Source organism: Bradyrhizobium sp. 195 (assembly GCF_023101665.1).
In the GTDB taxonomy this organism is placed as follows: Bacteria; Pseudomonadota; Alphaproteobacteria; order Rhizobiales; family Xanthobacteraceae; genus Bradyrhizobium.
Window position 1 is genome coordinate 2073153 of the sequence record NZ_CP082161.1, and the last position, 26144, is coordinate 2099296.

Sequence of the window (26144 nt, forward strand, 5' to 3'; positions counted from 1 at the left end):
ATGGCTGGAGCGATCGCTCCAGCCCGTTTTCCCTTCAGTAGGAACGCTGCGTGTCTTCCTGGCTCGACTACACCATCAACGGGCTGATCGTCGGCAATGTCTACGCGCTCGTTGCGGTCGGGCTTGCGTTGATCTTCGGCGTCAGCCGGCTGATCAACTTTGCGCAGGGCTCGATCTATCTCGTCGGTGCCTATATCGGCTGGGTGGCGGTGGTGCAGCTGCATACGCCGCTGCCGCTCACCATCATCGTTGTCGCCGTGGCCGCCGCGATCGTCGGGCTGATCATCGAGCGGTTCGGGCTTCGTCCGCTGCAGAATTCTGTGCGCATCGCGCCGCTGCTCGCGACCATCGGCATCAGCTTCGTGCTCGATCAGCTGGTGATGTTGACCTTCTCGCCCAATCCGCGCGCGCTGCCGAGCCAATTGCCGGACGTTCGCTTCCAGGTCGGCGGCGGCACCATCGGGCCGCTGGATCTCCTGATCGCCGGCGTCGGCCTCACCAGCGCGCTGCTGCTGTTCGTGTTCCTGCGCTACTCCAAGCTCGGCTGGGCGGTGCGCGCGGCCTCGCAGGACCGCGACGCCGCCATGCAGATGGGCGTGGACGTCAATCGCGTCAATCAGGCCGTGTTCGGCATCGCCGCTGCGCTCGGCGGCGTCTCCGGCATGCTGGTCGGCATGTACTACAACCAGATCGACACCGCGATGAGCCTGCAGGCGACGCTGAAGGGCGTCGTTGCCGAAGTCGTCGGCGGCGCCGGCAACGTGCCCGGTGCGGTGATCGGAAGCCTGCTGTTGGGGCTGGTGGAAAGCTACGGCGTCGCCGTGTTCGGCACCAGCTACCGCAATCTGTTCGCGTTCCTGCTGCTGGTCGTGGTGCTCGTGCTCCGCCCGAATGGCCTGTTTGCCAGCGCGCGGCAGGCGCCGCCCGAGCCGCTCACCGGCACGTTCATCGCGCCGAGCCGCCCCGTTCGCATTCCGCGCTGGGCCTTGGCTGTTGCGGCCGCAGGATTTGCGGTCCTGCCGTTTTTCCCGGTCTCATTCTACGTGCTACAGACCCTGATCAATGCCTGGCTGCTCGGCATGCTCGCGCTCAGCCTGACGCTGGTTGCGGGCACGATGGGGCAGGTCTCGCTCGGACACGCCGCGCTGCTCGCGATCGGCGCCTATACGTCGGCGCTGTTGTCGTTGACACTCAACGTCCCGGCCGGTCTCGCCATCATCGGCGGTGGCCTGATGAGCGCTGCGCTCGGTACTGCGCTGATCTCGCCGTCGTTCCGGCTGCGCGGCCATTATGTGTCGATCGCGACCCTCGCGATCGGCGAAATCGTCTCGCTGGTGATCCTGAATTGGGAGAGCGTGACGCGCGGTCCGATCGGCATCTCCGGCATCCCGCCGCTGTCGCTGTTCGGCTACGATCTGATCAGCCCGACCTCGATCTATTGGTTCAGCTTCGCCGTAATGGTCGTGCTGGCGTTGCTCCAGGGCCGCTTGCTCACCTCGCATCTCGGCCGCAGCTTCCGCGCCATCCGCGACGATGACATCGCGGCGCGCGCCTATGGCCTCAGCCTGAACCGCTACAAATCGCTGGCCTTCATCTTTGGCGGCTTCGCCGCCGGCGTCAGCGGCGGCATCGCGGCGCATCTGTATTCCTACATCAACCACGAGACCTTCAACACGCAGCAATCGATCCTGGCGCTGACGGTCGTCATCCTCGGCGGCCTCGGCAACGTCGTCGGCGCGATTTTGGGCGCGGTGGCGCTGGTCGGCCTGCCCGAAGTTTTCCGGATCGCGGCGGAGTATCGCATTCTCATCTACGGCATCGTGTTGCTGCTGCTGGTGCGGTTCAGGCCGCAGGGCCTGTTGGGGACGATCTGATGGCGGAGCAGAACACGCTGATGCTGTCCCTGCGCGGGCTGACGCGACGCTTCGGCGGCCTCACAGCTGTGGACGCCATCGATCTCGATCTCGCCAAGGGCGAGCTCGTCAGCATCATCGGCCCGAACGGCGCCGGCAAGACAACCTTGTTCAATCTCGTGACCGGGCTCGACCGGCCCGATGCCGGCACTGTCAGATTCGAAGGGCAGGACATCACTGGCCTGTCGCCGGAACGGCTCGCGGGCGAAGGCATCGCGCGCACGTTCCAGCTCGGCCGCGTCTTCGGCAATCTCAGCGTCATGGACAACGTCCTGATCGGCGCCCACACGCGGCTGCGCGCCGTGAAGCCAGCCGTGCCGGTGATCGGTCCGCTGCTGGAGCTGGGCCTCGCGCTGCTGCGCCCGGCGAGCGTCAAGGCCGAAGAGGAGAAACTGCGGAAAGAGGTGAAAGCCATTCTCGCGCGCTTCGGCGAGCGGCTGCTGCCGCGGATCGACCAGCCGGCCTATAGCCTGTCCTACGCCAACCGCCGCCGCGTCGAGATCGCACGCGCGCTCGCGCTGAAGCCGCGCCTGTTGCTGCTCGACGAACCGACCGCCGGCATGAACCCGACCGAGACCGCGGAGATGCAGGGTCTGGTCGCCGAGCTCAAGGCGGAAGGCCTGACCATCCTCCTGATCGAGCACAAGCTGGAGATGGTGATGCGCCTGTCCGACCGCGTCGTCGTCATGGATGAGGGCAGGAAGATCGCGGAAGGGCCGGGCGAAGAGGTGCGGCGTGATCCCAAGGTGATCGAGGCCTATCTCGGCCACGGCCTGGCGACGGAGCAGGAGAGCGCCGCATGACGAACGCTTCGGCCGAACCGCTGCTCACGCTCACGGGCGTCAACACCTTCTACGGTCAGGCGCAGGTGCATTTCGACCTGTCGATCACGGTTGCGCGCGGCCATATCGTCTGCCTGCTCGGCGGCAATGCCAGCGGCAAGTCGACCACGATGAAGATCATCCTGGGCCTGGTGAAGCCACGCTCGGGCGAGGTGAGCTTCGACGGCGCCTCGCTGCTCGGCCTCTCCACGCCGCAGATCGTCCGCCGCGGCATCGCCTCGGTGCCGGAGGCGCGGCGGCTGTTCGCGGACATGAGCGTGCGCGAAAACATCCTGATGGGCGCCTTCGTGCGCAATGATCGCGACGCGATCGCGCAGGATCTCGACAAGATGCTGACGCTGTTCCCGAAGCTCGGCCAGCGGCTGTCGCAGCGCGCCGGCTCGCTCTCCGGCGGCGAGCAGCAGATGGTGGCGATGGCGCGGGCGCTGATGAGCCGGCCGCGCATGATCGTCATGGACGAACCGACCATGGGCCTGTCGCCGCTCTATGTCGACCGCGTGCTGGAGCTGATCAGGACCATCAATCAGGAAGGCGTCTCGGTGTTCATGGTCGAGCAAAATGCCAGCCTCGCGCTCGAGATCGCGCATGAAGCCTATGTGCTGCAGACCGGCAAGATCGTGCTGTCAGGCCCGGCGCGCGCACTGAAGGACGACCCTCGCATCCGCGACGCCTATCTCGGCGGCTCCGAGGCGGCGTAGCGCTTCAAGCCGACGCCGCTCTCGCGACCTGCTCGGCCGGCAGATCGTCGCCGTTGGGATCGCCGGGGGCCGTGGCCCAGGCCAGCTCCACCAGCGTCACGATCCGGCGCCCGCCGCCGTCGAGCTGGACCACGATCAGGCCCTGCTCCTCCATATAGCCGAGCAGCCGCTGCGCCCTTCGCAGCGAATGCGAGCCATAGGCCCGCGCGATCGCGGCGTCGCCGGGACACGGCCAGCCTTCCTTCGCCGCGCGCGCGATCATCATGAACACGCCCTGCATGTCGTCGGGCAAAATGGATGCGCGCAGCGACACGTCCTGCCAGGCGTCGTCCCCGGCGATGTCAGCACCGAGCCCGGCGCGCGCGTGCGTCAGCATGCGGCGAAACTCGTTGAGATCGGGCACCGCCGGACCGAGGCCCTCGATGCGGCAGCGGACGACGAACTCCTGATAGAGCACGCCGATGGCGCGGAAGCCGGCGTCGGGCTCGGCGAGCACGGCACGCAGCGTACGATCCACGCGCTCGCGGCGCTCGGCGAGCTCCTCGGCGCTGACCACCACCTCCACCACGTCCGGCCGAATCTCAGGCACCGCGGCCGCCTTCGCGGCGCGGAGCTGCTCGAGCAGATCCGGCGCGGGCCGTCGCTGCGGCCGGCTGGCATCGGGCGGCGGTGCGGCCAGGATCACGGCGCGCATATCTTCGAGCGCGGCCTCCGGCAGCGGCATCAGCCGCGGCGTGGAATTGCGCGGGCTGGTCGCGGTCGGACCGATATTCAGACGCAGCGGACGGCGCGACAGCGCAGGTCCCAGCGCCATGAACTGTCCGCGCTCGAGGTCGCGAAAGGCTTCGGCCTGCCGCCGTTCCATGCCGAGCAGGTCGGCCGCGCGCGCCATGTCGATGTCGAGGAAGGTCCGGCCCATCAGGAAGTTCGAGGCTTCCGCCGCGACGTTCTTGGCGAGCTTTGCGAGGCGCTGGGTCGCGATGATGCCGGCGAGACCACGCTTGCGGCCGCGGCACATCAAATTGGTCATGGCGCCGAGCGAGAGTTTTCGCGCTTCGTCCGAGACTTCGCCCGCAACCGCCGGCGCGAACAGCTGCGCCTCGTCGACGACCACCAGCATCGGATACCAGTGGTCGCGGTTGATGTCGAACAGCCCGCCGAGAAACGCGGCCGCACGGCGCATCTGATTTTCGGCGTCGAGACCTTCGAGATTGAGCACGGTGGAGACGCGATGCAGCCGCGCCCGCTCGCCGGCGACCTGAAGGCCGCGCTCGGTGTGATCCTCGGCCTCGATCACGAGATGGCCGAAGTGCTCGGCCAGCGTGACGAAATCGCCTTCGGGGTCGATGATGGCCTGCTGCACCCAAGGCGCGCTCTGTTCCAAGAGCCGCCGCAGCAGATGCGATTTGCCGGAGCCCGAATTGCCCTGCACGAGGAGGCGGGTCGCCAAGAGTTCCTCGAGGTCCATGGCGGCCGCGGCGCCTGCCGTGGTCTGCCCCATCTCGATCGCAACCGTCATGTCCCCGACTCAAGTCCCCGTCATCTGCGGACAGGGGCTTATCAATCCCGTCGCGGCGCGTCGAGCGGCGCGGGGCTGATCATGCCGCGTTGCCCACGGTGGCGTTCAGGCGTGATTCGATTGCCGTAGAAGTGCGGGCCGATAGGGGGCCTGCGGATCGTCGTCCTCGTTCTCGGGGATGACGCAGGAGCCGAATTCCTGCCTGATCCGCTCCATCTCTGCGATCCGCTCGTGCAATCGCTGCAAATGCTCCGGCGATGTCGCGCGCCAGAACCGGAACGTGTCGGCCGTGAGCGGCACGAATGCCGTGCCGAACAGCGTCGGCTCGGGAACGACGGTGCGCCCGAGCAGCAGGAACCGGTTCTCGCCGGAGACGACGAGGGTGGCATAGCCCCGGTTTCCGATCCGCTTGATCCCATTCAGCGACCATTCGGCGAGCTTGCTGAAATACGGCTCCTCGCGCCAGCGATCGGGGCAATGGTCGTCGACCGTGACGTTCACGGCATCCTGGCTGAAATGAACGATGATGCCCGACTTCGCCGGGAACCAGTCGTCGTCGAGATGGCCTTGCAGCCAGGCGCAGACGAAGGAGCGGCACATCTGGGGGCGGCGGTCGTAGATGGTGCAGCCGGTGCCGGTCTGCCAGTGCTTGCAGAGATGGTTCACCGGCTTGTCGACGGCGGCCACTTCGAGAACGTCGCAGCAGGCGTTGCACGATCCGCATTGTCGGGTCAGCGGCGGCGTTTTCGGCAGGCCGATAGCACGAAAGCCTTGGCCGTCCCGAACGAGCAGCTTCTGCTTCTCCAGCGTGTTCAACGCGCGCTCGACCTTGAGACGGGACAATCCAGTCGCGTCGATCACACCCTTCATGGTTGTCGCGCCGGCCTCCACCGCGCGAACGACCTGCAACGTCGACTGATCCATCTTCGATGACTTGTTCTTTCGCCCATCATCCGGCTATCGCGAGCAGACTTGGAACTGCTGCCCGGAACCGGCATCTGGAGTATCTGCCGAGGCATCCCGGCAGCTGCCGTTACGTAAGGCCAGACCTCGCATGGATGCAAATTTTTCGCAAATCGGCGACCATGAGGATGGTCGGGTTCGGACCAGACGCGCCGATTCCAGGCCTTGCGGACCGCCGCTCGAGGCCGGGCCGCTCGAGCTGTTACCCTGGGTCGGCGTGATCGCGCTTCAGATTCTCACGGCTGGCGCTGCGTGGATCAGTCTGGGCGCAACGCTCGGCCGTGGCGCCCGTCGCCTCGGGCATCCCGACCTCGTCATGCGCGCCGGCGCGGTCACGCTGGTCGCCGTGACCGGCCTGGTCTGGCTTCACTCCTTCATGAGCGCGTGAACGCTGCGCGGAATGGCGCCAGTATCAATTCCGTCATCCTGAGGTGCGAGTGGCGCGATGCAGCGCATCGCGCCGGGAGCCTCGAAGGATGAACGGCCAAGATGCAGCCGGGCCGTCGCCCTTCGAGGCTTGCTCTGCAGCGCTTCGCGCAGCAGAGCGCGCACCTCCAGCGACAACGGCTCCGCCGTTGCGCGGGGGTGACGGTGATGGAGTGCGAACACTGCCTCTGCAGTGAAGCGCTTTATTGCGCGCCGGACCCGCCCTGCACGATCTTTTCGTTCAGCTTCTGGTCCACAGTGTCGACCGTGCGGTCGATCTCGGAATTGGGCACGCCGAGCTGATGCGAGATCAGCTTCACCAGGAGGTCGACGCGCTCGATGAAGGGCGCGCCGCTCGCGACCGCGCGCGCCGCCGATGACGGCTTGAGCAGGCTCTCGGCGGCCTTGGCATACTTCGCGAACGGCACCTGGTCCTGCGGATCGGCGCCGAGGCGGCGCGCGATGGCGTCGACATGGTCGTAGATCGTCTGTGAGCGCTGGAGGTCGCCATGCACGGCTTCGCGGATCGACTGCGGCTCGCTCGGCGTGATGCAGCGGTAATTGCCGGTCAGCAGCATCGACCATTTCGCCAGTGGCACGAACAGGGAGTCGAACACTTTCAGCTTCACCGGCACGTCGTGGCCGTCGAGCGTGACCGCGTCGATGTCGGCTTCGAGTTCGCGCAGCACCTTGTTGTGCTTCTCGTCGGCGAAGACCGACGCCTTGAAGTTGGTGGGCAGGCCGACATGCAGCACGTTCGCGGCTTCTTCCGGCGGACGGAATGCCTGCGGATCGGGCGAGCACAGCGTCACGAGGCCCGGCTCGAACCGCTCCCACACCTGGGCATTGGTGTAGGCCTCTTCGAGATCCATGTCGGCGAGCGCCGGAATCCGTTTCAGATAGGGCAGCGGCGGCATGTTCATGATCGACAGGCACGGCAGCTTCGCCGCGGCGATCTTGACCATGAGAACGCGCACGGTGTGGTTGGTGTATTGCGGCTCCTGCATCGCCAGGCCGACCAGATCGTAGCGGGAGAGATCGACATTGGCCGGGGTCACGGCGTCGAGCTTGCCGGGCAGGTCGCGCGAGAAGATCGCCCGGTGCGTCGCCTCGTCACGCAATTTGATGCGCACCTCGGTACCTTCGCGGTTGATCAGCTCCGCGGTCTTGGCGCGGCAGACCAGGGTCACGTTGTGCCCCGCCATCAGCAGCTTCGTGCCGAGCAGGGAGCCGTAAGAAGCCCCCAGAATCAATATGTTGCGCGCCATGCTCCGTCCCTTCGACAATGTGTGCGATTTTTGAGTCCCGGCCGTCATCCGCGGGCGAGTTGCCGGCATGTAAAGCGAAGTGCGCGGGGATGGCAACTGGGATAATGCATACAAGGCGGCGCCGGGATCGGCATTGCCGGGATGGGCAAAGCAAAGTCCGACGATCATCCGGTCCGCTGGCAAGGACTGCGGGGCTTCGCTCGTTGCCCGACCTGTAAAAACCCTCGCCATCTTGGCGCGTGCCGCTGACGATCCGCCTCGCGCAATGCCATGCGGCTTTACCGAATTCACATCCGTCGGATGTCTCGCGCGTCCCGGCTCAATGTGAGGTGTGATGATGCGTCGTCACTTCTAGCGCGCTGGTGATCGGCACGTTGGTCGGCATCGCTGTCATCGTATTGTCACGTCGGCAGCGCGCATGGACGAAGCGGCATTCCGTCGCATCGCTCACCATATCGTGGTTTCACAATGACGGCCTACGCAGGCATGTCTTGTCCGTCGGCAAAGTGAAGTCATCTCTATTCGCCGATCGCAACAAGAAACGACAAAGCCCGGGATCGCAGGAGTGGCGGCGTGCGCGGGCAAACTACTGTGTATCAGCGATGGAGCTGGGACGTGATGATTGAGTTGAGCCGGCCTCGACTTTGTGCCCGAGCCGACTGACATGGAAGGTGATCGTTGGCCTTGCGGCTCGTGCGATGGCGCCGGCCAAAGCCTGGCACGCTTGCGGGATCGCGCCTCTCAATTCTTCGAAAGCCTGTCCGTCGCAGAGCTCGTGCGTGAGACGCACCGGCAGCTCTGGATTTCGGACTGGCTGAGGGTCGCAGACGACTACCGGACATTGGCGCAATCCGCACGCGACAGCGGTTCAGTCCAGACTGCGCGGGAAGCGTGGTTATGTTCGCTGACGGCGCTCGAAGTCGTCAGAAGCCTGTCTTGTCCGGGAGATGTCGAAAGGGCCGACCTCGCAGGCGAGGTCGGTATCAGCCTGAGAGGCTTCGAGGCAGAGGCAGGCCTCGCGATCGAGCGCGTCAAGATCGATTGCTTCGATCAAGGCGTGCTGGCCGGCTTCTTTCTGCCGGCGCTCGGCCGCGGCCCTTCCGCGCCGGCGGTCATCTGCGTCAGTGACGAGGACATCACTTTGGGCTCGATGATGAGCAGGCTGTTGCCGGCCTCATTGTGCGGAAGCATGTCGCTGCTGCTCGTCGATGCCGGCAATTCAACCGTTCATCGCTCATTCAAGCCGGAGCACAGGCTGCAGTGCTGGCTGGACTATTTGGAGGCTCGCCCCGAAGTCGATCCGCAGCGGATCGCGATCTATGGCGAAGGGACGAGCGCCTGCCATGCGTCCCGCATTGCCCTCTCGGATCGCAGGATCGCGGCTGCGGTGTGTGACGGCGGCCTTTTGACCCCGCTGATGCGTCGCGCATCGCTTCGCTGGATGACCGGCTCCGGGCAGGTCGTCCCTGACGCAGCCGCGACGGGTTCGTTGCTGCCGTCGCGTCGGCTGCCGTGTCCGCTGCTCATGGTCGTCGGGAGCCGCTCCCTGGTATGGGAGCAGGATGCCCTCGATCTGCAAGCCGGCTATCGGAAGACCGGTGCCGATTGCTCGGTCGTCGTGCCCAACAACGTCCCGCATCCGCTCGGCGAGGTCGAGAACTTCGTCGCTGTCGACGACTTCGTGTTCGGATGGCTCGACAGCAAGCTCCGAACGGCCCGTCAGCATGAACCGGTGACCTACCTTTAGCCTGGTCGCCGAATCGCGTGCCGGGTCAATCGTGGCGGCGCGGCGACATCGGCGCCCGGCTCGGGCGCGGATGCCAAGCCAGCGCCGGATCACGACGCGTCGATAGCCAGCAATCGTGCCGCCAGCCGGGCGTTCCTCGCGATCGTCGCGAGCGCGGCATTCAGCTCAGCCAGGCTCTTCTCGTCGAGCTCGTTGAACATGGTTGAATTCAAGGCGAGCTTTCTCTTGGACAGCTTCTCGATCTCCGTCGTCGCCTTCGCGGTCAACGACATCAGAATGAAGCGGGCGTCGTCCGCTGCCGGCCGCCGCGACAGGAAGCCGCCCTTTTCCAGGGTCTTGGTCTGGTTGGTCACGAAGGCCGGATGGACCCGCAACTTGTTCGCGATGTCGATGCCGGCAACGCCTCGCCCGTCGTCCAGTTCGGTGATCGCCATCAAGATCAGCCATTGCGGCTGGGTAATGCCCAGCAGTCCGGCCCAGCTGGTGTGGATGTCCTCCAGCTGGGAGTGAATTTCGACGACATTCCAGATGAAGTCCGTAATCGCCCTGTCGAGCTTCTTCTCGATCATGCCACGTTGCCCCTCCCATTTGGCGTTGATCCTTTTTTTATTGTTCTTGGACCAGTGTTCTATCGGGATATCGCGGGGACGTCTCCTATGTTGCGCCCGTGCAAGGGCCGCAGACACGTCATTTTGGAAATGGTCTGAAGATTCGATGCTTGCAAAAATCAATTAATTCAATTACGTCTCGGCCCACTCAATCTTTGCTGCTCTCGACCGCGTCGGCGGACAGCGATGTGAGACCTCCAAGAAAGCCCTCGGGATGCCCCCTGAGGGCTTTTTACTTTTTATTCAGTACGTTAGTTGGCCTTCCAACGGCTCTGTTGCTCTCCGGCAACATCTCTGGCCGAACTTACAATTCACCAAATCAATAAATTGAGACTGTTGTTTTTATAAACTATACGTGAGCCACGACGGAGGGGGGGCACCTCACTGTCGTTTCAGTCCGGACCTTCGGTGCGGATCTGAATTGAACGGAAATTATGAGGGTGAAGCGGTGTCCTCCGAGGAAGCCGAGCCCCCTGAATCGACCTGGAGGTTTACCTAATGAAGTTGACGAAGACGCTCTTGCTCGGCTCGGCAGCCGGCCTTATGGCCGCCTCCGGCGCGTTCGCTGCCGATCTTCCCGTGAAGGCCAAGGCGGTCGAATACGTGAAGATCTGCTCGCTGTACGGAGCCGGTTTCTACTACATCCCGGGCACAGACACCTGCATCAAGCTGGGTGGTTATCTGCGTGCCGAAGTCGCGTTCAACACCAACAGCAACTACGGCATCTCGAACGGCTCTCCGGGCGGTGCGCACAACCGTCTGAGCAACTACTATCAGATGCGCGCTCGTCAGGATCTCAACATCGACACGCGCACCGCGACCGAATACGGCGTCGTCCGCACCTTCTTCGACGGCGTGTTCACCTGGACCACCGGCGGCTATCAGGGCTCCGGCTCGGCGACGGGCAGCACGGTCTATACCGGTAACCTCGGCCTCAACACCTCCGGCGCGACGCCGGCGCTCGTTGGCTCGTCGATCAACGGCACCGACGGCAACACCTCGGGCGGTTCGCTCGGCGTGTACTACGCCTTCATCCAGTTCGCCGGCTTCACCATGGGTAAGGCCGTGTCGCAGTTCGACGCGCCCTGGACCAACTATCCCGGCAACAACATCGACAGCCTCGTCGGCGGATCCGGCACGGTCACCGGCGTCAACCAGTTCACCTACACCGCTGACTTCGGTCAGGGCGTGACGGCGGCGTTCTCGGCTGAAGACGCGACGGCCTACTATCAGGCGGGCAACGTGAACCTGACCGGCGCGACTGCAGGTGGCATGGTCGGCGGCTCGTATGGCTCCAACGCCATCGGCGGCTCGCGTTCGCCGAACCTCGTCGGTATGGTCCGCGTCGATCAGGCCTGGGGTATGTTCCAGGCGTCGGTCGCTGCTCACGACAACCACGTCGCCTACTACGGCGCCAACGAGGCCACCGGTCACCCCGACGACAAGTGGGGTTGGGCTGTTCAGCTCGCTCTGTCGATCAAGAATATCCCGACTGGTGCGGGTGACGTGATCAACATTTCGGGCGTCTACACCGACGGTGCGACCCGCTACAACTTCCAGAACCTGGCGGGCAGCTCCTACTCGATGTTCGGCAGCTCGGGCGTCGCTTACCAGAGCGTCGGCTTCGCCTATGCTCCGGACACCGTGTTCGTCACGGGCGGCCAGCAGGAAACCGTCAAGACCTGGGGCTTCCGTGGTGCCTACACCCACAACTGGGATCCCTACTGGAACACCGCGCTCTACGGTGCCTACGCTCAGGCGCAGTACGGCTCGGTCGCCAAGACCGCGCTCTGCGGCGCTGGCGGTGCAGGCGGCGTGTTCGGCGGTCTCGCCGGTGTCACGGGTTGTAACCCTGACTTCGCCGTCGGCCAGGTCGGTATCATCACTCGCTGGACCCCGGTCAAGAACCTGACGTTCTCGGGCGACCTCAACTGGACCCGTCTCGACCAGAAGTACTCGGGCACGGTTGGTTACGCTGGTGCCGGCACGACGGCCAAGCCGGCCGCCCTGTACGAGCTGAAGGATCAGGACAGCGTCACCCTGCTGCTCCGCGCTCAGCGCAACTGGTAAGATCAGTCGAAGCACTTCGACGAGCACCCGGCGGGAAACCGCCGGGTGTTTTTTTGTGCGAGTCTATTGCTGTCCGATGCCCGTAGCCCGGATGGAGCGCAGCGCAATCCGGGGCCGCTCGCCCGGCATTTTGCACTGTCCCGGATTACGCTGCGCTCCATCCGGGCTACGCGACCGCGCCTGTGTCGGCCTCTGTCAATCGCCGCGCGTAAAAATATTCCACTTTACCGAAATTCGGTTTCGGCGTATGTGTCGTCCATCCCGGCTCACCCAAGAGGGGCGATCTTGTGTCGTCACGCATCGCGAGCCGGGCTTGCGGTGGACGCGGCAGCGTCGGCATGAGAGGTGCGGGCAGGGCGGGTAGTCCCTGTGAGTCCGCGGCTTCGTGCGGACGAGCGGCGCTGCTAGGTTCGTCTCGCCTGCATGTTTCCAGCTTTGTCGACAGGGCTGGGAATACTGCGGCGAAATGGCGAACCGTGCGTACGGCAAAACCGTGTGGTCCTGGCCGTCGTTGCTACGGTCAAGCTTTTCGCGAAGGTGCGAGCGAGCCCAACCGGGCAGACTGCATCATCCAATTCGCGGGGTGAGGGAGGCCAGAGGGAAAGTTCGGCTCCCGGGAGAGCGCGGCATAAGCCGTCCGACCATCGCGCAGGGAAGGCCGAGTGATCGGCACCACCTGTATGCTGCTGTGCGGTTCTTCCTGCGTGTGCATTTCGCGCAGCGGACCGCGGGTGCCTGTCGGCACCCGACCTTCCCTGCGCCCTCTTGGATTTTGAGGGACGAAGACGAAGCAAAGCTCGGGCGAAACAAGCCGCGAGGTCGATAAGGCGTGTCTGCGATTGAGCTGCGTGTCACAGGCCAGATCTCGTAGGGTGGGCAAAGCGCAGCGTGCCCACGCCTTGTTGCTCATGGAGGGAGATCGTGGGCACGGCGCTATGCGCCTTTGCCCACCCTACGGCACTGTCACCACACGAGCGGTGTCATCGCCCGCGAAGGCGGGCGATCCAGTATTCCAGAGACGCCAGCGATCAAACCGAGAAGCTGCGGCGTACTGGATTCCCCGCCTGCGCGGGGAATGACAGTGTCACTTGGAGAAGCACCTATCGCCTCACACTCCGTCATTGCGAGGAGCCCTTGCGACGAGGCAATCCAGAGTCTTTCCCCAGAGGGATCCTGGATTGCTTCGTTGCCCGCGCAATTGCTCCGCAATTCGTCGCGGGCTCCTCGCAATGACGATGTGGAGAGAGTGTGCGCGTCTCGCAGAATCGTCGGGGCGCGCGTCTCAGCCCTGACTCGCTATCCGAGCGCGGTCGAGATGCTCTTCGATCTTCGGGCGGTCGCGCGTGCGCTCGAAACTGGTGCACAGAAGTTCCGTCTCCTCGAGCGAGACAGGAGCGCGATACAGCCGGCACATGAATTCGGCGCTTGCGCGTCCCTTGCCAGTGCCCGGGCCGCGCTCGGCGAGAAACATGCAGTCCCGGCAGACGCTGGCATCAAGCCGCTGATGAGCTGCGTCGAGATGATTGAGGACCTCGCGGAGCGAGTCGCGCAGCCTGACGCATTCGTCGCCCCCAAGCGCCGTGACCGCATTCACCACGTGATTGATCGGGTCGTGCTGGCTGAGGCATTTCTCGCCCTGGGCGGTGACGTGCAGGACGACGGAACGCTTGTCCTCATGCGACGGCTTCCGTACCAGGAACGACCTGCTCTCCAGCGTCTTCACGATCTGCGATGCAGTCGCTCTGGTCGCGCCGATGAAGCCCGCGAGCGCGGACGGCGTGCGCGAAAACCTGTTCGCGCGGCCGAGAAAACGCAGCGCCATCCATTCCCGATCACGCAGTCCATGCTGATTGCCTTCGAAATACCAAGCCCTCGCCGCCTGAACCAGCAGCTCGACGGCTTCTCGCGCCAATGGCATGAATCTACCTCGTCCCCGGAACTTCGCCTGCGGCGTCCCGAAGCCGCGCTGCGTCCTGGCTCACGAATCCGCCGAGAGACGCCGGACGGCTGAAGGTGTCCGATGAGCAAATCGTGTCCAGCTCCAGCGTCGTCGTCGCACGGGAGCCCGAGTTGCCGCCGCCAGCAGACGATGGATCGGAGTAGTTCAACCGAAGCCCCTAAGGTTCAAGTCACGAGCAGACGTTTCTTGTATTCAACCGAAACGATGAATGAGCTTCTCAACAAAATCAAGTCAAGTCACTCGCGGAGATGGATGTCGTTGCAGTCGAATGTAATGTTCAAGACAATCTCGCTCGTCAGAACACATGATGGTGAACGCGATACGTTTCGCGACGAACAACATGCACGCAACTATGCGACGGTTTGATTGCATTGCGCGTTATTGTCTGTCGTTGATGCAAGTTGATCGAAGCTTGTGCATGACGACGACGTATATCGCCAAGTCATCCACAACTTGTACGTTTGGTGGGGACCGGTCGAGGGAACTCCCAGGAATTGCTCGCGTCGGTTGTTGCGACTGTAGACCTCGAATCGCCCCTTCGATCGCCACCGTCCGATCCTGTCACCCGAACGGTGGATGTGCGGACAATCGAAATCAGTGGCGGCCATGCGCGCGCATGCGCTGGAAGCGTGGCGCGCATGCACAATCTTCTGTCGATAACGAGGACCGATGCGCGATGGCGTCGCGCGACGGCTAGGCCCCTCGACCTGCTAGTCGCCCCTGAGCATGTCCCGGAGCTCGCGGAACGGATCGGCGCTCGGAGGAGCCGAAGTATCTTGCCGCATGGCGCCGTAGATTCTCGGAACGATGTCGACCGCCTGGTCGAGGCTCGAATCACGTCCCGATTGATACCCGCCCATCAGGCGAAGGTCGCGCGTGTCCTCGTATTTGGCGATCATGGTGCGCAGCTTGCTCACCAATTCGCGCTCCTCGGGGTCCCAGACGTTGTGGGCGAGGCGGGAGACCGAGGCCAGAACGTCAACGGCCGGATAGCGCGCCTGGTCGGCGATGTGCCTGGAGAGCACGATGTGCCCGTCGAGCGTGCTGCGGATGGTGTCGGCGATCGGCTCGTTGTGATCGTCGCCGTCGACCAGCACGGAGAAGATCCCGGTGATCGTACCGGTGCCTTCCTCCCCGGGGCCGGCGCGTTCCAACAGGCGCGGCAGGTCAGTGAAGACCGTCGGCGCGTAGCCGCGCGCCACCGCCGGCTCGCCGGCGGCGAGCGCGACCTCGCGGGCGGCGTGGGCGAAGCGGGTGATCGAATCGACCATCAGCAGGACCGATTCGCCGCGGTCGCGGAAATATTCGGCGACCGCCATGGCCGTCTTCGGCGCCAGCCGCCGCATCATCGGGCTTTCGTCTCCCGTCGACACGATGGTAACGGCACGCTGACGATCGTTGCCCAGCACGTCCTCGATGAACTCGCGCACCTCGCGGCCGCGCTCGCCGACCAGGGCCAGCACGACGGTGTCGAAACCCTGGCTGCGCGCGAGCATCGCAAGCAGCGTCGATTTGCCGACGCCGGAGCCGGCAAAGATGCCAACGCGCTGGCCGGCGCAGATCGGCGCGAACAAATCGATGACGCGCACGCCGGTGCGCAGCGGCTTGTGCACGCGTGCGCGCTTCATGGCCGACGGCGCCTCAGCCTCAGCCGAGACCGCCTTGGGGCCCGGGGTGAGGGGGCCGAGTCCATCCAGCGGCGCGCCGAGCGCGTTGATGACACGGCCCTTCCAGCTCGGATCGGGGGCAAAGGACAAGGGTGGCATCCGGTAGGCGACCGAGCCGAGGCCGCCGGCAAATTGCCGGTCGAACGGCTTGGCAACGATGCCCTCGCTGTCGATCCGCACCACTTCGCCGATCTGGGGCTTGCCGGCCGAATTGACGCCAATGAGCTCGCCGAGCCTGACGAAGCGGGACAGGCCGGAGACACGGAAATGCGTCGGCGCGATCTCGGAGATCGCGCCGCTGACGCTTGCCAGGGGAGTGCTCTGCTGAAGCTCCAGCAGCGCCCACTCGAGTTGCCGAAGAGCGTTCAAGGTATCAGTCCAACCACAATGTCAATGCGCGCCAGGCGCGGTCTACTTGCCGGGCTCGCCCAGCGTGCGGATTGCATTCTGCAGCGAGCTCTCGGTGCCCTCGATCATCGAATTGGTGCCGTCGAAGGCGCGCGAGGCCGCGATCAGCTTGGTCAATTCCATCATCGGGTTGGCGCCGGAGCCCTCGACATAGCCTTGCTTGAAGCCGTCGCGAGAGAAATCGGCGATGGCGGTCGCGGGCCGGTCCGGCGTCACGCCGGAATTGCCGTAGCGCTCGAGATTGGCGTCGGGGGGAATGTTGAACAGCCCGATGGTGCCGATCTCATTGTTGTCCTGGGTGATCGCGCCGCTGCGCGAAATCGAGATCGGTCCGCCGTTCGGGTCCAGCGTGATCTGCGCGCCGCCGGAATCGACGACGGGGAAGCCGCTCACGGTCTGAAGATCGCCGTTGGGAGCGATCTGGAGCCGGCCGTCACGCGTATAGACCGTGCCGTTCGGACCGGCGAAAGCGATCCAGCCCTGTCCGACCACGGCGACGTCGAGCGGGTTGCCGCTCTCGGTGATGTTGCCGACCTCCCGGGAGATGATGTTGTCGCCGGGCGAGGAGAAGGCGACTGGGTTCGCTCCCGCCTTGGACAGCACGGTCTCGAACTTCACCACGTCGGTGCGGAACGCCGCCGTGTTCACGTTGGCGACGTTGTTGGCGATCGTCTGGAGGCGCTTTTCGAGGGCGACCTGGGCCGACAATCCCACATAGAGGGCCGATTGCATGAGTTACTTTCCGAGGCGGAGGGACTGAAGTTTCGAGAGCATGTCGATATCCATGCTGGCCGAGGATGCGCCCCCGATCAGGACCAGCGCGGAATTGGTCGAGCTGTCGCTCTGGGCCTGGGTCGCATCCCACATCGCCGCAAAGCGCTGCACGAACTTGGTGACCTTGGCCGGGTCCTGGAAATCGGTGAGCTTGACCCTGTTCGTGATCATCTTGGCCTGGGCGTCGATGTCGGCCGCACTGATCGTCGAGGGCAGGCCGAGCGCGGTCTGAACCACCTGCGTCAGCGCCTTGTCCGCGAGGACCTGGTAGGCGGTCGTGATCGTGGACGCCTTGCGGGTGAAATAGAGCGCCAGCCGCAGGCCCTCGTTCTGGTCACCGGCCTTCTGTTCCATCGTTTGCGTGACGTAGTGGGTCGCCGTCCCGGTCGTGGCCTGGGTGGTCTTGGTCGCGTTGCTGCCGAGAGCGGCGAAATTGAAGGCGGTGGCGAATTCCCGGTAGCGGGTGTCGGTCAGCTTGTTGGCGAAGGTGTTCTTGTTCCCGACACCCTCGGTCAGCACCTTGCGCATGAACGCCTTGGCATAGGTCATGTCGCTGAGGCCAAAGGCCTTCATCGCGTAGGAGTAGAGGCGATAGTCCTTGAGGAAGTCGTCGATCGTCTTCACGTTGCCGATGTGGCTCAGGAAGTAATCGGTCTCGCGGCTGACATCCGGCTGTGTCGCGACCTGGGTCAGCGACTTGCCCATGTCCTTGGTCAGTCTGGTGTAGTCCGCGATGGTGGATAGCATGACACGCGCCCCTTTGGCCGCTGTTGCGACGCCGTCCCAAGCTGCAGCCAATTGCTTGCGCGAGGCTGGCGATGCGGGAAGCCAGCTTCGCGCAAGGCTCGCCGACTAGGTATTCCCGATGGGATCGGCGATGGAGCGGCGCGTTGGGCAGTTTCGTGGGGATTTTCATCACGGTAGCGGCGCTGCTCGGCGGATTTGCCGCCATGGGCGGGCATCTGGCCGTGCTCATGCAGCCCTGGGAGTTCGTGATCATCATGGGGACCGCGGTCGGCACCTTCATCGTGGCCAATCCGTGGAAGACGGTCGTGGACACCGGGGTGGCCTGCATGCAGGCCATCACCGGCGCGGTGCCGAGTGAGCGCTACTATCTCGACCTGCTCGGGGCGCTCCATGCCCTGATGCGCGAGCTCAGGGGCAAGGGCCGCAACGAGGTGGAAGCGCATATCGACGATCCCGCGTCCTCCGAAATCTTCAAGGCGTTCCCCAGTGTGCTCGGCGATCCCTCGCTGCTCCAGTTCATCTGCGACTATGTCCGCCTCATCATCATGGGCAATGCGCGCACGCACGAGATCGAGGCGTTGATGGACGAGGAGATCCACACCATCGTGAAGAGCAAGCTGGCGCCCTATCATGCGCTGGTGACGGTGTCCGAGGCGCTGCCGGCGCTCGGCATCGTCGCCGCCGTGCTCGGCGTCATCAAGGCGATGGGCGCGCTCGACCAATCCCCGAAGCTGCTGGGCGGCTTCATCGGCGCGGCCCTGGTCGGCACCTTCGCCGGCATCTTCCTGTCCTATGGCGTCCTTTCGCCCTTCGCGATCAAGATCAAGATGACGCGCGAGAAGAAGTGCCGCCCCTACATCATCGTCAAGCAGACTCTGCTGGCGTTCATGAACGGCGCCATGCCGCAAATCGCCGTCGAGCACGGCCGCAAGATGATCGCCAGCAGCGAACGGCCGTCGATCGACGTCGTCGAGAACGAGACGATCGCAGGTCCCAAGGCCGTCGTCACCGAGCCCGAACCCAAGGCTGCCCGCGCATGATGATGGAAGACGTCGGCGTCGATCAGAAGAAGCAGCTTCCGAACTATCTGCTGGATGCTGCCGGCATATCGATCGAGCGCATGCCGATGCTCAATGTGATCTTCGATCGCATGGCGGCATCCTGCACCGACAGCCTGCAACCGATGGCTGGAACGCCGTGCTATTTCTCGGTCAACGGCATCACCAACGATCCTCTCGGCGACATTATCAAGGACTACGAGGGCAACGCGGTGGCTGCGGTGCTCTATGCCGAGCAGTGGGACTCGCGCGTCATCATCATGCTGGACCGCGACTTCGTGTTTACGATGGTCGAGGCGATGTTCGGATCCGACGGCGCGGAACCGCCGCTCGATGTCGAGCGCACTTTCTCGAACATCGAGATCCGGCTGGTCCAGGCGCTGTTCGAACGCTTCGCCAAGGCCCTGCAGGGCGCCTTTGCCGGAACGTCCAACGTCACCTTCCGCGTCGAGCGGGTCGAGACGGCGATGGCATCGCTGGCGATCGGGCGCGCCAGCAACATGTCGATCTGCGCGAACATGATGGTGCAGGCGCTCTACCGCGGCGGCCAGATGTTCCTGATCATTCCGCACTCCGCGCTCAACCCATTGCGGCAGAAGCTTGCAACCGTCACCGCCAGCGACGGCCGCACGACCGATCCGCGCTGGCGCGAGCAGATGGAGAGCGAGGTCCACCGCACCGAGGTGACGCTGAGCGCGGTGCTCGACGAGAAGATGATATCCCTCGAAGATGTCGTGAAGTTCAAGGTTGGGCAGGTGCTCGAGCTCGAAGCCACGCCGCGCACGCTCGCCCGGCTCGAAAGCAACAATCAGGTGCTGTTCTGGTGTCAGATCGGCCAGCTTGATGGCTATTACGCCATGCAGGTGGCCGATCCCGTCGATCAGAAACGGGAGTTCGTCGATGATATCCTATCTCGTTGATGCCGTGCTGCTGATTGCGCTCGCCTTCACCAGCATGCGGGTGACCCGGATGCACCGCGAGCTGGCGCGGCTGCGCAGCTACCAGGGCGAATTCTCGACTATCGTCCACGAGACTGCGGGCGCCTTCGACACGGTCATCACAGCGGCGCATGATTCCACCGCCAACCTCGGACGGCTCGCCAACGTGCTGAGCACCAAGATCGATCAGGCCCACGAGGCGATCGCGGCGCTCGATGCCCGCAGCGGGCTCGTGCCGGCCGCGACCGCAGGCGGCACTGAGGTGAACAAGCACTGAAGCCGAAGCCGGCGGAACCAATACGATCGGAACGTCACGACGGTCCGGGAGCGGAAATACCAAGAGGCGATACCAGATGGCGCAATCCTTCGACTATGAATCTGCCGCGCAAGCCCCGGCCTCCGACGAGGGCCATACCGAAACCTCTCCGCTGGAGCGGCTGGCGGAGATTGCCGCACGCACGGCCGAGGAGAGCGGCAAGTTCGCCAATGTCGATGCCATCCTGCGCATTCCCGTCACCATGCAGGTGGTGCTGGGATCGGCGACCATTCCGGTCGCGAATCTGATGAAACTCGGTCGCGGCGCCGTGGTTCCGCTCGATCACCGGGTCGGCGAGCCCGTCGATGTCGTCGTCAACGGCCGCATCGTCGCCCGCGGTGAGGTGGTCGTCGTCGAAGAGGACAATTCCCGCTTCGGCGTCTCGCTCACGGAGATCGTCGGACCGCTGGGGCAGGGTGATAGCTGACCATGGCGGCACAGGTCGGCATCGCCCCCATCAAGCAGCGAGGCGTTGCCACGCTGGGCGGAACGGAAAAGGTCGCGGCACTTCTGCTGGCCATGGGCCGGCAGGCGGCCGCGAGCGTGCTCGCGCAATTCGAGCCGCAGGACATTCGCATCGTCACCAAGGCCGCGGCCGAGCTGCGGCCGATCACGGCGCAGGAGCTCGAATCCATCGTCGAGGAGTTCGCCCAGCAATTCTCGATGGGCGCGAACATTCTGGGGACGCTCGGTGGCCTCGAAGCCGTGCTTGGCGATGTGCTTCCCGCCGACCAGGTGACGGCGATCATGTCGGACCTGCTCGGCAATTCGAGCAGGTCGGTGTGGGATCGCGTCTCGTCGGTGTCGGAAAACTCGCTGGCGACCTACCTGTCCAAGGAGCATCCGCAGACCGCGGCGCTGATTCTGTCCAAGGTCAAGCCGTCTTGCGCCGCCAAGGTGATGAGTCAGCTACCCTCGAGCCTGCGTAACGAATTGATGCGGCGCGTGCTGAGCCTCAAGCCGATCGTCGACGACGCGATGAAGGTTCTCGAGAAGACGCTGCACGAGGACCTGACACTCAATTTCGCCCGCAACCTCGGCGCCGACACCTACGCCCGCGTCGCGGATATCATCAACAAGATGGAGCGCGGCCACATCGAGGACATGCTGAAGAGCCTGTCGGAAAAGCGGCCGAAGTCAGCCGAAGTGCTGAAGGAGCTGCTGTTCACCTTCGACGACGTGACCAATCTGACGCCGAAGGCGCGCACCATGATCTTCGACCAGGTGCCGACCGATCGCATCGTCATCGCGCTGAAGGGGACCGACAAGCATTTCCGTGAGCTGATCCTGTCCTCGGTCGCCTCGCGCGTCCGCCGCGTTGTCGAGCACGAGCTCGCCATCGGTGAGCCTTCGAACCAGCGCGACGTGCTGGAGGCGCGGCGCGTGATCACCGATCTCGCGCTCGAGCTCGCGGAGAAGGGCGAAATCGAGCTCAACCCCGAGCAGGAGGATGAGCTGGTCTTCCGCTGACCGCTGAACGGGCATGGCAGAATCATCCGATCAGGAGAGCAAGACAGAAGAGCCGACCGAGAAGAAAGTCCGTGACGCGCTCGAACAGGGCAAGATCCCGGTCTCTCGGGAGGCCTCTATTTTTGCCTCGATGGCCGCGCTGCTGGTCATTCAGGCGTTCCTGATCGGTCAGGGCGTGCAGCAATTGACGCCGACGTTGACGAGCCTGCTGGACGATCCCGGAGGCTTCCCGCTCTCGACCGGCGCAGACGCGCAGAACCTGCTCACCGTGGTCGGCCTCCAGGCGCTGCGTTTCCTGGTGCCGCTGGTCGTCATCCTCTCGGTATTCGGGCTCGCCGCCTCGCTGCTGCAAAATGCGCCGCGCCTGGTGCTGCAGCGGATCACGCCGGACCTGTCGCGAATCTCTCCGATTGGTGGCTGGAGCCGGCTGTTCGGAACGCAAGGGCTCGTCGAGTTCGCCAAGTCGCTGTTCAAGCTCGCCGCAGTGACCTCCGTGGTCGTCTTCGTTCTGCGCGCATCGGAGGCGAAGGCGTTCGAGGCTATGTACACCGATCCGGTCGCGCTGCCGGAGATGATTCTCAACATCGCGATGCGGATCGTCTCGGCGATCTGCATCGCGACCATCGTCCTGGTGGCGATTGATCTCGCCTGGGCGCGCTTTCACTGGCGGCGCGAGCTGCGCATGACCAAGCAGGAGATCAAGGACGAGCACAAGCAGGCCGAGGGCGATCCGCTGATCAAGGCGCGCCTGCGCTCGCTGGCGCGCGACCGTTCGCGGCAGCGGATGATCGCGTCCGCATCGCGCGCGACGCTGGTGATCGCGAACCCGACGCATTTCGCGATCGCGCTGCGTTACAATCGCGAGGAAAACCCCGCGCCGCTCGTGGTGGCCAAGGGCATGGACGTGATCGCGCTGAAGATTCGCGAGGTCGCCGAGCAGAACCGGATCCCCGTCATCGAGAACAAGGCGCTGGCGCGCGCACTCTACGAGGCGGTCCAGGTCGATCAGGTGATCCCGGCGGAGTTCTTCCGCCCCGTCGCAGAGATCATCTACTTCCTCCAGTCGAAGCAGGCGCCGCGCACCGAGAAGGTCCAGTAGAATTCCGAGGACGACGTCCGGCCCAACAGCTTGACGAAAGCTTAACGCCCTAGGCTTCTCCCGAATGGACCAGAACGGGGCTATCGTGGGACCGCTTTATCTCTTCGAACTCGCATCGTCGCAGGCGCGCTACCTCGAGCTCCGCCAGTCGACCATCGCCACCAACGTCGCCAACGCGAACACGCCCGGCTTCAAGGCGCGCGACGTCGAGCCCTTCAACAAGGTGCTCGACGGCATGCCGGTGCGGCTTGCAACGACATCGCCGTCGCACCTGCAATTGTCCGCGACCGAGACCGACACGCGCGCGACCGCGAAGAAGGACAGCTGGGAAGTCGTTCATTCCGGCAACTCGGTCAGCCTTGAGCAGGAAATGATCAAGGGCAGCGACGTCAGCCGCGACTATTCGATGAACTCGGCGATCGTGCGGTCGTTCCACCGCATGGTCCTGGCCGGTGCCAAGGCCTGAGGTGAACTGACATGCTGGACTCACTGAGCGCCTCTCTGACTGTTGCGAGCTCCGGGCTCGAGGCGCAATCGACGCGCATGCGCATCGTCTCGGAGAATCTCGCCAACGCGACCTCGACCGGGCGCACCGCCGGCGCCGATCCCTATCAGCGCAAGACCATCACCTTCGATGCCGCGATGGACCGCGCCTCGGGCTCGCAGCTCGCGAAGGTCAAGGAAATCGGCGTCGACACCACGCCATACCGCGTCGAGTACGATCCCGGGCATCCCGCCGCCGACAAGGCCGGCTACGTCAAGCTGCCGAACGTCAACATGATGATCGAGATGGCCGACATGCGCGAAGTCAACCGGTCCTATGAAGCCAATCTCCAGGTCGTGAAACAGGTCAGGTCGATGCTCGGCATGACCATCGATCTCTTGAGGAGCTGACAATGCTTGAGGCGATTTCATCCACGGCGATCTCCGCAGGACAGGCGGCGAGCCGCGCGACCGAGACGCAGGCCATCGCGCCCGCGGCGCCGACCGCGATCCAGCCCTCCGACGATGTCGGCTTTGAATCGGTGATGAAGCAGGTGACGACGGACGCGATCGGGACGCTGAAGGCGGGCGAAGCGGCGTCGATCTCGGCGATGCAGGGCAAGGAATCGACGCGGCGCGTCGTGGAGGCGCTGATGTCGGCCGAGCAGGCTCTGCAGAGCGCGGTCGCGGTTCGCGACAAGGTCGTGCAGGCCTACCAGGAAGTCGTCCGGATGTCGATTTGATCTGAAGGAGTAACGCAAGTGAAATCGCTCGCCATTGCGGCCACGGGCATGAACGCCCAGCAGACCAACATCGAAGTCATCGCCAACAACATCGCCAATATCAACTCGACGTCGTACAAGCGGGCACGCGCGGAGTTCACCGATCTGTTCTACCAGATGGACCGCATGCAGGGCGTGGCGAACGTCAACGGTTCCTCGCCGATCCCGGAAGGCGCCAATCTCGGTCTCGGCGTCAAGTCGGCGGCGATCCGCAAGCTGCACATCCAGGGCGCGCTGACGCAGACCGGCAACCCCTACGACATGGCGATCAATGGCCGCGGCTGGTTTCAGGTGCTTGGCCCGAACAACGAGGTGCAATACACCCGCGCCGGCTCGTTCAACACCAACGCCAACGGCCAGCTCGTCACCATCGACGGCTATCTGCTGGATCCCGCGATCACGGTGCCGCAGGGAACGGTCGAGGTCACTGTCAATGCCACCGGCCAGGTGTTTGCCAAGCTGGACACGGAAGTGAACCCGCGCCAGATCGGCCAGCTCAATCTCGCCAATTTCGCCAACGAAGCGGGCCTGGAGCCGCTGGGCGGCAATCTCTACAAGGAGACCACGGCGTCGGGCACGCCGGTCGTCGGCCTGCCGGGCGATTCCGGATACGGCAAAATCAACCAGAAATATCTCGAAGCCTCAAACGTCGACCCGGTCAAGGAAATCACGGAGTTGATCTCGGCGCAGCGTGCCTACGAAATGAATGCCAAGGTCATCCAGGCCTCGGACGAAATGGCCCAGACGGTCTCGAAGGGCATGCGCTAGTTCCGGTGTCTCGATGTTGAACAGGGTGGGCCTGATCAAGCGCGGGTTGGCCGCCGTGCTGCTGATTCTGGCTTCGGCGCGCCTCGCCGTGGCCGAGGAGAAGCGGCTTCCCGTGCCGGCGGTTTCGATCCGCGCCGGCGAGCTGATCCGGGACGACATGATCACCGAGCGCGCCTTCGCGACGAGCCTGCTCGGCGTTGCCATGTTTATCGAGGGACGCCAGGTCCTGGTCAGCCGCATGGCGCGGCGCGCGCTGTTGCCGGGCCAGCCCATTCCCAGCAATGCAGTGGAGGATCCCTGGACCGTCGCCCGCGGCGCCCAGGTCAAGGTCGTGGTGGAAGACAGCGGCCTGTCGATCGTCACTTACGGCTCGGCGATGCAGTCGGGTGCGGCCGGCGCGCTCATCCCGGTGCGCAACACCGATACCGGGGTGATCATCAGGGGCATCGTCCAGCCGGACGGCACCGTCAAGGTCGTGGACGGGTCATGACCAGGATCCTGCTTGCGCTCGTCCTGCTGCTTTCGGCCGCCAGCGCCCATGCCGCCGTCCGTATCAAGGACATCGCGGACATCAAGGGGTTGCGCGAAAACCAGATCGTCGGCTACGGCCTCGTCATCGGCCTGAACGGCACCGGCGATACGCTTCGCAACGCTCCGTTCACGGAGCAGTCCCTGCAATCGATGCTCGAGAACATGGGCATCAATGTCAGGAACGAGACCACGAGCACCAACAATCCCACGCGTCCGACGACGCTGCGCACGCGCAACGTCGCGGCCGTGATGGTGACGGCGGACCTGCCACCCTCGATCGGCCCGGGCGAGCGCATGGACGTCACCGTGTCGTCGCTCGGCGATGCGACCTCGCTGCTCGGCGGCACGCTGGTCATGACGTCGCTGCGCGCGGCGGACGGCGCCGTCTATGCGGTGGCGCAGGGCGCGATCACGGTCGCCGGTTTCAGCGTCGGAGGACAGGCGCAGAACGTCAGCCAGGGCACGCCGACGGCCGGACGCATCCCGAACGGTGCGCTGGTTGAGCGCGAGGTGCAGGGAAGTCTCCATGAGATGGAGTTCCTGGTGCTGGAGCTGAAGAACCCCGATTTCGTCACGGCAACGCGCATCCTCGACGCCATCAACCGCTACGCCGGCGGACGATACCGCGCCCAGATCGCCTTCGAGCGCGACTACCGCAACATCGTGCTGTCGAAGCCGCGCCACATCGGCCCGGTCCGATTCCTCGCCGAGATCGGCGAGCTGACGGTCGAGCCGGACACGCCGGCCCGGGTGGTGATCAACGAGCGCACCGGCACGGTGGTGATCGGGCGCGACGTGCGGATATCGACCGTCGCCGTGACGCATGGCAATCTGACGGTCCGTGTCACGGAGATGCCCGTGGTATCGCAGCCGGCGCCGTTCTCGCGAGGCCAGACGGTGGTGGTCCCGCAGACCGTGGTCGAGGCCAACGAGGCCGGAGCGCAGGTGGCGATCCTCAGCGGGGTCGATCTCCAGCGCCTGGTGCGCGGGCTGAACCAGATCGGCCTGAAACCGTCCGGCATCATCGCGATCCTCCAGGCGATCAAGACGGCTGGCGCGCTCCAGGCCGATGTCATCGTGCAATGATGC

Annotated in this window: 26 protein-coding genes; 18 read left to right on the forward strand and 8 right to left on the reverse strand. The window is 64.4% G+C overall.

Annotated features, from left to right (window positions below):
• The first annotated feature begins 50 nt into the window (after nucleotides 1-50).
• From IVB26_RS09625 to IVB26_RS09635, 3 genes are read left to right on the forward strand one after another with little or no spacing between them, the layout of a single operon-like run.
• The gene (locus tag IVB26_RS09625) at nucleotides 51-1874 is read left to right on the forward strand and encodes an ABC transporter permease (protein WP_247971441.1); all 1824 of its coding nucleotides are present in this window, start codon (nucleotides 51-53) and stop codon (nucleotides 1872-1874) included.
• Nucleotides 1874-2716 carry an ABC transporter ATP-binding protein gene (locus tag IVB26_RS09630; RefSeq protein WP_247971442.1) on the forward strand — a complete coding sequence of 281 codons (843 nt, stop codon included), beginning with the start codon at nucleotides 1874-1876 and terminating at the stop codon, nucleotides 2714-2716. The genes IVB26_RS09625 and IVB26_RS09630 overlap by 1 nt, the downstream gene beginning before the upstream one ends.
• Nucleotides 2713-3453, forward strand: coding sequence for an ABC transporter ATP-binding protein (locus IVB26_RS09635; RefSeq protein WP_246924631.1), 741 nt, complete (start codon nucleotides 2713-2715; stop codon nucleotides 3451-3453). The genes IVB26_RS09630 and IVB26_RS09635 overlap by 4 nt, the downstream gene beginning before the upstream one ends.
• Nucleotides 3454-3457: 4 nt before the next feature.
• Here IVB26_RS09635 and IVB26_RS09640 read toward each other — a convergent pair whose 3' ends face one another.
• On the reverse strand, nucleotides 3458-4972 hold the full coding sequence (locus IVB26_RS09640) for a helicase HerA domain-containing protein (RefSeq protein WP_247971443.1): 1515 nt from the start codon (nucleotides 4970-4972) through the stop codon (nucleotides 3458-3460).
• A 105-nt stretch (nucleotides 4973-5077) separates the two neighbouring features.
• Nucleotides 5078-5896 carry a YkgJ family cysteine cluster protein gene (locus IVB26_RS09645; protein ID WP_247971444.1) on the reverse strand — a complete coding sequence of 273 codons (819 nt, stop codon included), beginning with the start codon at nucleotides 5894-5896 and terminating at the stop codon, nucleotides 5078-5080.
• Between the two features lie 130 nt (nucleotides 5897-6026).
• On the opposite strand from IVB26_RS09645, the gene IVB26_RS09650 reads away from it, so the two are divergent.
• The gene (locus tag IVB26_RS09650) at nucleotides 6027-6323 is read left to right on the forward strand and encodes a hypothetical protein (protein WP_247971445.1); all 297 of its coding nucleotides are present in this window, start codon (nucleotides 6027-6029) and stop codon (nucleotides 6321-6323) included.
• Nucleotides 6324-6564: 241 nt separating this feature from the next.
• On the opposite strand, the gene IVB26_RS09655 is transcribed toward IVB26_RS09650, so the two are convergent.
• Nucleotides 6565-7629 carry a ketopantoate reductase family protein gene (locus IVB26_RS09655; protein ID WP_247971446.1) on the reverse strand — a complete coding sequence of 355 codons (1065 nt, stop codon included), beginning with the start codon at nucleotides 7627-7629 and terminating at the stop codon, nucleotides 6565-6567.
• Nucleotides 7630-8404: 775 nt separating this feature from the next.
• Between IVB26_RS09655 and IVB26_RS09660 the strand changes: the two genes are divergently transcribed.
• Nucleotides 8405-9376 carry an alpha/beta hydrolase family protein gene (locus tag IVB26_RS09660; RefSeq protein WP_346732872.1) on the forward strand — a complete coding sequence of 324 codons (972 nt, stop codon included), beginning with the start codon at nucleotides 8405-8407 and terminating at the stop codon, nucleotides 9374-9376.
• 89 nt (nucleotides 9377-9465) lie between these two features.
• Here IVB26_RS09660 and IVB26_RS09665 read toward each other — a convergent pair whose 3' ends face one another.
• Nucleotides 9466-9945: a MarR family winged helix-turn-helix transcriptional regulator gene (locus IVB26_RS09665; RefSeq protein WP_346732885.1), complete on the reverse strand. Its 480-nt coding sequence runs from the start codon at nucleotides 9943-9945 to the stop codon at nucleotides 9466-9468.
• A gap of 537 nt (nucleotides 9946-10482) precedes the next feature.
• On the opposite strand from IVB26_RS09665, the gene IVB26_RS09670 reads away from it, so the two are divergent.
• Nucleotides 10483-12054, forward strand: coding sequence for a porin (locus tag IVB26_RS09670; protein ID WP_247971449.1), 1572 nt, complete (start codon nucleotides 10483-10485; stop codon nucleotides 12052-12054).
• Nucleotides 12055-13336: 1282 nt separating this feature from the next.
• On the opposite strand, the gene IVB26_RS09675 is transcribed toward IVB26_RS09670, so the two are convergent.
• From IVB26_RS09675 to IVB26_RS09690, 4 genes are all read right to left on the reverse strand, one after another.
• Nucleotides 13337-13972, reverse strand: coding sequence for a MarR family winged helix-turn-helix transcriptional regulator (locus IVB26_RS09675; RefSeq protein ID WP_247971450.1), 636 nt, complete (start codon nucleotides 13970-13972; stop codon nucleotides 13337-13339).
• A gap of 752 nt (nucleotides 13973-14724) precedes the next feature.
• The gene (fliI, locus tag IVB26_RS09680; protein WP_247971451.1) at nucleotides 14725-16050 is read right to left on the reverse strand and encodes a flagellar protein export ATPase FliI; all 1326 of its coding nucleotides are present in this window, start codon (nucleotides 16048-16050) and stop codon (nucleotides 14725-14727) included.
• Nucleotides 16051-16092: 42 nt separating this feature from the next.
• Nucleotides 16093-16821, reverse strand: a complete 729-nt coding sequence (gene flgF, locus IVB26_RS09685; protein WP_247971452.1) for a flagellar basal-body rod protein FlgF — start codon at nucleotides 16819-16821, stop codon at nucleotides 16093-16095.
• Nucleotides 16822-16824: 3 nt separating this feature from the next.
• Nucleotides 16825-17610 (reverse strand): DUF1217 domain-containing protein, encoded by a 786-nt coding sequence (locus tag IVB26_RS09690; protein WP_247971453.1) that lies wholly within the window; start codon nucleotides 17608-17610, stop codon nucleotides 16825-16827.
• Nucleotides 17611-17753: 143 nt separating this feature from the next.
• Between IVB26_RS09690 and motA the strand changes: the two genes are divergently transcribed.
• The 12 genes from motA to flgI all read left to right on the forward strand — a co-directional run bounded on the left by motA (nucleotide 17754) and on the right by flgI (nucleotide 26141).
• Nucleotides 17754-18650, forward strand: a complete 897-nt coding sequence (gene motA, locus IVB26_RS09695) for a flagellar motor stator protein MotA (protein WP_247971454.1) — start codon at nucleotides 17754-17756, stop codon at nucleotides 18648-18650.
• Nucleotides 18647-19588, forward strand: coding sequence for a flagellar motor switch protein FliM (locus tag IVB26_RS09700; RefSeq protein ID WP_247971455.1), 942 nt, complete (start codon nucleotides 18647-18649; stop codon nucleotides 19586-19588). Before motA ends, IVB26_RS09700 begins: the two co-directional genes overlap by 4 nt.
• Nucleotides 19569-19883, forward strand: coding sequence for a hypothetical protein (locus IVB26_RS09705; protein ID WP_247971456.1), 315 nt, complete (start codon nucleotides 19569-19571; stop codon nucleotides 19881-19883). Before IVB26_RS09700 ends, IVB26_RS09705 begins: the two co-directional genes overlap by 20 nt.
• A 76-nt stretch (nucleotides 19884-19959) precedes the next feature.
• Complete coding sequence (fliN, locus tag IVB26_RS09710) at nucleotides 19960-20349, forward strand: flagellar motor switch protein FliN (RefSeq protein ID WP_247971457.1); 390 nt, start codon at nucleotides 19960-19962, stop codon at nucleotides 20347-20349.
• A 2-nt stretch (nucleotides 20350-20351) separates the two neighbouring features.
• Nucleotides 20352-21392: a flagellar motor switch protein FliG gene (locus tag IVB26_RS09715; protein ID WP_247971458.1), complete on the forward strand. Its 1041-nt coding sequence runs from the start codon at nucleotides 20352-20354 to the stop codon at nucleotides 21390-21392.
• Nucleotides 21393-21405: 13 nt separating this feature from the next.
• Nucleotides 21406-22491 (forward strand): flagellar biosynthesis protein FlhB, encoded by a 1086-nt coding sequence (gene flhB / locus IVB26_RS09720; protein WP_247971459.1) that lies wholly within the window; start codon nucleotides 21406-21408, stop codon nucleotides 22489-22491.
• 64 nt (nucleotides 22492-22555) lie between these two features.
• Nucleotides 22556-22957: a flagellar basal body rod protein FlgB gene (gene flgB, locus IVB26_RS09725; RefSeq protein ID WP_247971460.1), complete on the forward strand. Its 402-nt coding sequence runs from the start codon at nucleotides 22556-22558 to the stop codon at nucleotides 22955-22957.
• A gap of 11 nt (nucleotides 22958-22968) precedes the next feature.
• A complete protein-coding gene (gene flgC / locus IVB26_RS09730) occupies nucleotides 22969-23385 on the forward strand; it encodes a flagellar basal body rod protein FlgC (RefSeq protein ID WP_100174722.1) in 417 nt (138 codons plus the stop codon).
• A gap of 2 nt (nucleotides 23386-23387) precedes the next feature.
• Entirely contained in the window at nucleotides 23388-23717 is a 330-nt protein-coding gene (locus IVB26_RS09735) for a flagellar hook-basal body complex protein FliE (RefSeq protein WP_247971461.1), read from the forward strand.
• An 18-nt stretch (nucleotides 23718-23735) separates the two neighbouring features.
• Entirely contained in the window at nucleotides 23736-24524 is a 789-nt protein-coding gene (gene flgG, locus IVB26_RS09740; protein WP_063201481.1) for a flagellar basal-body rod protein FlgG, read from the forward strand.
• A gap of 13 nt (nucleotides 24525-24537) precedes the next feature.
• Nucleotides 24538-25014 carry a flagellar basal body P-ring formation chaperone FlgA gene (gene flgA / locus IVB26_RS09745; RefSeq protein ID WP_247971462.1) on the forward strand — a complete coding sequence of 159 codons (477 nt, stop codon included), beginning with the start codon at nucleotides 24538-24540 and terminating at the stop codon, nucleotides 25012-25014.
• Nucleotides 25011-26141 carry a flagellar basal body P-ring protein FlgI gene (gene flgI, locus IVB26_RS09750; protein ID WP_247971463.1) on the forward strand — a complete coding sequence of 377 codons (1131 nt, stop codon included), beginning with the start codon at nucleotides 25011-25013 and terminating at the stop codon, nucleotides 26139-26141. Before flgA ends, flgI begins: the two co-directional genes overlap by 4 nt.
• Nucleotides 26142-26144: the final 3 nt, after the last annotated feature.